The organism is Lutimonas sp., assembly GCF_051011215.1.
Classification (GTDB): domain Bacteria; phylum Bacteroidota; class Bacteroidia; order Flavobacteriales; family Flavobacteriaceae; genus Lutimonas.
In genome coordinates this window covers 1-5,948 of the sequence record NZ_JBPCUJ010000179.1, presented here as the reverse complement: position 1 = coordinate 5,948, position 5,948 = coordinate 1, and the positions used below count along the sequence as shown (strand labels likewise).

The window sequence follows — 5,948 nt, the reverse complement described above, 5'->3', positions numbered from 1 at the left end:
ATTTATGGCTTTGAAATGCGGATCGTTTTGATAAGTGTTATTATTGTACCAATGGCCTGAAGCAACAGATGCAAGCAGGTGTTTACGGCCCTTAACGATGTCGTTCACGCTGATATAATATTGGCCTAAGGCATAATCAACACTTCCAAATTGAAAGTTGCTTCGTAGCCCTTCCACGGCCTTAATTGATTCCGTGGCCTTATCTAAATTGTTGATCTTATAGTAGGAGACTGCAAGTTTAGACTTGTATCCAATATCTAATGGATATTCTAAGGCTAATTGTTCAAATAGCAGTATTGATGTAGTATGATTTTCCATGAAGTAATTGGCATCTGCTATAAACTCTTTCTGACTACCAGGATCTGCTTTAGAAACAATCTGATCAAAATACATGCCGGCCAATGAATCTTGTTTTTCGATTAAAAGCGTTTTTCCGGAATAAAGGCATAATTCTAAATAAGAATCGGAGCTGATCGTATGTTCAAATTCGGAGGTTAATTCCGCCGCCTGCGCATAATTTTTAAGTTTGATATGCGCCGCGAGTAAAACCTTTTTTAAGGTATGATAATCGGAGATTTTTATAATATTTTCGAGAAGATCGATTACCTCCTGATACTTTTTTTGATCAAGATATGCCATACCTAGTATGTACATTCGGTATTGGCAATATTTACAATTTTCTATATCAATATTTTCGGTATTAATTTCAGAATAAATGCTGAGAATTTCATCAGGTTTGCGCACAAATTCTTGAGTCATAACCATGTTACTCAAGTTTTTATGCAAATCAAAAGGAGCATAATCGTATTCTTTTTTAGTATATCGATAGGCCAGTCTGTTATTGCCATCAAGCATGGCCCTGAGAATATTAAGATAATTCTTTTGCCTTGTGTTGGTGTGAGAGGTAGGTTTGATTCGTTTTAGTAAAGAATCTGCCCTGGCATAGTCTTCGCGATTGTAATAATACTCCGCCCTTAAATAATTTGCTTCGAAATAGGTTGAATCCAGTGCCAGTGCCTGATTAATAAGACCAATATAGACTTCGTTATCAGCAATTCTGGCCTTGGCTTCCAGAACTTTACGGTAGGCCTCGTAATTTGGAGGCGTTTCCTGAAGGTTTAATTCATCGTTACTCTCAGTGGCCAGAAAGCCCATCACTTTCTGTTTTAAAAGTTCAATGCAATCCAAAGGATTTTCGGCATCGCATGAAATAGCCTCAAAAGAAAACAACACATCATTGTTTTTTCCATCTATCACAGATCCCTGAAAGATGAGTTCGTCCTTTTGAAAGAAATAATTGCCTGAAATAATTTTTTTTGGGTTAAAATATTCTTTTAAAACGGCATTTCCTTCAACAGGTAGGAGAGAAGCTTTATGTATTCGTTTATATTCTTCAAACGTCTCAGAGCTAATTACCTGGGCAATTTGGTTTTGAGTGATTCCATGTAAAATCCAATCAGCTGCCATTGTACCCACCATGTCAAATTCTGCACGCCCGGTATTGTTGCCGAAATCTAGTACAGCAATTTTATCTTCTAGTTGAGGGTGGCCTGCTTTTACAACTTCTTGAGTTGAATTGAATTTGTTGATGTATACAAAAACAACAAGTGAACCAACAATAAAACTGATCATTCCTAAAGAAACAAAATAGTAAGTTTGAAAATTAAAATGATACTTGGAGTATTTCTTCTTTTTAGTTCCTTTGTCAGTTCCGGTTTTAGAGGAGTAGGTGGTTTTAAAATGGACATTCCACACATAAAAAATATACGTAGGGAATCCGATCAACAGAAAAATGAGTGAATAGGTAATTGAATTTTTTGACAGCCCCATGGGCTCCCATATTACGGAAACAACCTGAATAAGAACCCAACTGAATACAATGTACAAGGAGAGTTTTTTAAAGACTCCCTTTTGATGACATTCTTTTACAAATGAATTGAAATTCATAGGGTTTGATTTTCTAACCTAAAGATACTAATAATCCTGTCGTTTGCCACAAGGCTGCGGTCTGTGTATGTCGGCCCTTAAAAATGCCTGTTATTTAGCAATGTTACAATATGAAAATGCCCATCGGTAATTGTGGAAAAAATAGGGCTTTGAGTTGTTCTGAAAAGATTCTTATCAACAGTCTTGGTTAGTAGAAACAGAAGTTGCTGCAGAAGCCGATTTGAATAGCTGGAATGCGGAACCTAATCATCTATCGAACGAGCCATGGTATCAGACAATAATTTAAAATGAGTTGGATCATTTATTCAGTGAAACTGAACGAAGGCCTAAAGAATAAATCTTCGAAGTTAAGTTTTTCTTTGATGAACCCTTGTTCATAACAATACCTGCAGAGTGTTTCAAGAATCTTACGGTTGGCCTCCAGTCCATAGGAATAAAAATTATTCGACATCACCTTTTTCGTTTCCTCCAATTCCTGACCATACCAGGGTAGGGTATCATAGGCCCATCCTAGTTTCATCATATATTGATAATCCATTTTTTTTGAGGCCGAATAAGCATCAAACAGAGAGGCAGCTAAAAAGTTGTTTTCTTCTAATAAAGTCTTTCTAACTGCAACGGCATGCATGATAGGAAAGATGCCTGTTCTAGAATAATACTCCTGCTCAGTTTTTCGAGAATCCTCAAATAACCGCTTGATGTTTGGGTTGCCTTGAATAAATGCTTTTGGCTGCGCTGCATGAAAAAGTGCATCAACTTCACCGGAAAGAAGTAAGTCAGATTCATCTTTTCCAGGAGTTCCTTTTGAAATTGTAATTCCGTCCGGGACTACTTGTTCCTGTTCTGAAATATTGCCAGAGACATCTGCTGAAGAATCTTTGGTGGCGATGACCCATTGAATATCTTCCGGATTGATGCCGTATTCATCCTTAACCATCCCTCTGATCCAGGTAAGTGAGGAGGATGAATAACCAGGTGTACCTATTTTTTTTCCTTTTAGATCTTCGGGTTTTTTTATACTGGAATCAGCATGGATAAAAATACTTTTATGTCGAAACATTCTCAAGGGAAATATGGGTAATAAGGTGTAATCTCTAAAACCCTGATTCGCATAGGCCAAAATATAAGGAACCATTCCAATTTCCGTCACATCAAAGGTCTGAGCACCAGCAAAGGTGTTTATATTCATATCTCCTATTCCTCCTGATTTCCTCATGGTATAGGAACAGTTTTTAATCTCAACCTTTTTGTCAAACAAGGCAGTCATTCTGGAATAATCATAACCTGTCATTTCTAAATGTAAATCAGCGGTACGATGTGAAGGATCATTTTCAAGTTTTTCAACATAATCAAATGAACTTAAAGCTACCATACCTCCTGCTCCCAGGGTTGTATTTTTAATAAACTGTCTTCTTGAAGGTGTTTTTTTATGTTGTGTCATTATAACTTTTTAAACGTATGAATTTGTAAGTGGCAAAATACAGCGAGTCGTTATTGACTCAAATTTACCAAAAAAAAGATTTCGACACATAGGATTTTTAAAGTTCTGAATCTAAAGACATTTTGTCTGTTGTTTTATTAAAATTAAACAGTAATATTGCCGGCAGAAAAAAAATATATGCCAAAGCTATTTGTACTTATAATTTGTATAATATTCTCGCAATCAAACATGCTTTCGCAAGGTTTTGACATAGATACTATAGGCAGCATACCTTCTGAAAAGCATGTTTTGCTAACAGATCGTTTTATCATGGAAGTAGGGCTTTTTTCAAATTCAAAATCAGTTGTAATGAATGTTGATGGTACTATGCCAAGCAACCCAATAGATTTTGGTGAAACACTTGGTTTGGGTCGACACGGAAATACGGTGGATATTAATTTTACCTGGCGTTTCTCTAAAGAAATGAAATGGTTCACGTCATTGAATTATTTTGCTATTAGGAATTTTCAAACTGTTGTATTGCAGGAATACCTTAAATGGAATAATTCGCTTTATCCAGTGGGAGCTAAATTGAATAGTGCCTTTGATGTAGATTTGCTTCGGCTCTTTTTTGGCAGAATTATTTCGTCGGGAGAAAAACATGAACTAAGTGGTGGTATTGGTCTGCATACAATGAATATCAGAACTTATTTACAAGCAGTAGCCTACCTGGGCCCTTCAGATATAGAATTGGATCTTACAAAAAAAGAAATCAATTTTTTAGCTCCTGTTCCAAACATTGGCTTCAGATACTTATATGCCCCTACAACTCGTTGGGCTTTTTCTGCTCATTTAGAATGGTTTTCACTACAGGTTGGTGATTATAAAGGGACCTTGTGGGATGTGACACCTGCTGTGTCCTATCAGTTCAGTAGAAATTTTGGATTAGGGTTGAGTTACAAATATTTTAAAGCTAATGTTGGTATGAATCGAGATGTTTGGAAAGGTTCTGCCGATCTTTTATATCAAGGGCCGTTGATCTCAGTTAATGGGAATTTTTAGTTTTTTCTGTAGAAACTTCTTTCTGGAAGGTCTGTTTTGTCATCTGTGTTTGGTTAGAAAGAATAAAACAGCGTTTACACAATTTAGAATCGAATGAATGTTGAATTTGCTTTATCCCTTCAATGGGATGTACTTTAAAAGTGAATAGACTACATTTGAAATATGAATGCAAGCCTGATTTCATATTTATCTTTTTTGATAAGCTTTCAGCTGTTGTTTGTGGGTCTATTTTTATTCACACATAAAAGAGGAAATAAAAGAAACAACAGGTTGCTTGGTTTTCTGTTTGTTTTGATCGCCTGGAACATGGTGGATCTCACTTTACAGATGAACGGATTCTTTTTTAAATGGCAATGGATTCATTTTATTGACAGTGGTTTTTTTCTCCTATACGGCCCAATTATTTATTTATATGCAAAGGGTGTCATGTATAAAGACTTTGAATTAACCCGACGAGATGTATTGCATTTGATACCTTATGTGCTATTGCTCATACTAATGTTTTCATCAAATAGATGGAAGCCTCCAGGGACTTCCGAAGAAATTATGAATAGTATGATGTCCTGGCAGTTTTATGTGATCAGCGGATTTGTTTATGTACATTTTTTACTCTACCTCTTACTAACCTCCAGATCCATTTCGGGATATCGAAAAGTAATTAAAAATGAGTATTCTCAAATAGATCAGATCAACCTCGATTGGTTGAGCTTTTCTGTGAGAACTTTTGGTCTTCTTACATTGGTGTCTTTGATACAGAACTTTATCGCTTTGGCTCAAAATGAAACTGTTTTTATGGTCACTTTGATCCTCCTGCTTTTTTTTGTTTTTTACTTTGTGAACAGGGTCATACTAAAGGCCCTGAAACAACCTGAAATTTTTGCTGGAATTGAAAAAAATGAAACATCAAAATATGCTGGTTCAAATTTAACGAAGAAGCAGCTCTCGGTATACAAAAATGAACTATTAGCATTGGTAGAATCTGAAAAACCTTATTTGGATCCTCAGGTAAACCTTTCGGAATTGTCAAAAAAAATACAGATTAGTTCAAAGAATTTATCTCAGGTGATCAACCAATCTTTTGGTAAAAGTTTTTTTGATTTTATTAATAGCTATCGGATTAAAGAGGTTCAAAAAATTCTTAGAGAAACCAAAGATGAGAAATTGACTGTATCAGAAGCCATGTATGATGCAGGTTTTAGTTCTAAATCTTCTTTCAATACCGCCTTTAAGAAAGAAACCGGACAAACTCCAACTGAGTTTAGAAAATCACTCAAATAGATAGATCAAGTTTTTTAAAACCAAATCCATTTGTATTGAATAAAAGAATCTCTTTTAGCTTCATCAATTAGTTTCAAAACATCTGATTGATATCAATTTTAAAACATTAAAAAATTTTTTTAGGGTTTTTTTAGGTTCTTATCCCTGTTGTAGATAACAAGAATAATAATCTTTAAAATAGTAGATATGAAGACGACGATTAAAATTTTAGTAATGTTGCTGTTAACGGTATCTTTTGGAT

4 protein-coding genes are annotated in these 5,948 nt (G+C 35.2%); 2 read left to right on the top strand and 2 right to left on the bottom strand.

What is annotated here, in order from left to right; genetic code table 11:
• Positions 1-1,947: tetratricopeptide repeat protein (locus ACR2MV_RS16705; RefSeq protein ID WP_434023465.1), on the bottom strand; the 1,947-nt coding region annotated here is incomplete at its 3' end.
• Positions 1,948-2,248: 301 nt separating this feature from the next.
• Positions 2,249-3,388, bottom strand: coding sequence for an ABC transporter substrate-binding protein (locus ACR2MV_RS16700; RefSeq protein ID WP_434023464.1), 1,140 nt, complete (start codon positions 3,386-3,388; stop codon positions 2,249-2,251).
• Between the two features lie 228 nt (positions 3,389-3,616).
• On the opposite strand from ACR2MV_RS16700, the gene ACR2MV_RS16695 reads away from it, so the two are divergent.
• Together ACR2MV_RS16695 and ACR2MV_RS16690 are read left to right on the top strand one after the other, a co-directional pair.
• The gene (locus ACR2MV_RS16695) at positions 3,617-4,429 is read left to right on the top strand and encodes a hypothetical protein (RefSeq protein ID WP_434023462.1); all 813 of its coding nucleotides are present in this window, start codon (positions 3,617-3,619) and stop codon (positions 4,427-4,429) included.
• A gap of 219 nt (positions 4,430-4,648) precedes the next feature.
• The gene (locus ACR2MV_RS16690) at positions 4,649-5,707 is read left to right on the top strand and encodes a helix-turn-helix domain-containing protein (protein WP_434023460.1); all 1,059 of its coding nucleotides are present in this window, start codon (positions 4,649-4,651) and stop codon (positions 5,705-5,707) included.
• Positions 5,708-5,948: the final 241 nt, after the last annotated feature.

Excerpts from the sequence above, each read along its gene's own strand:
- ACR2MV_RS16700 (WP_434023464.1), bottom strand. The coding sequence starts at position 3,388 with ATGACACAACATAAAAAAACACCTTCAAGAAGACAGTTTATTAAAAAT.
- ACR2MV_RS16695 (WP_434023462.1), top strand. The coding sequence starts at position 3,617 with ATGCTTTCGCAAGGTTTTGACATAGATACTATAGGCAGCATACCTTCT.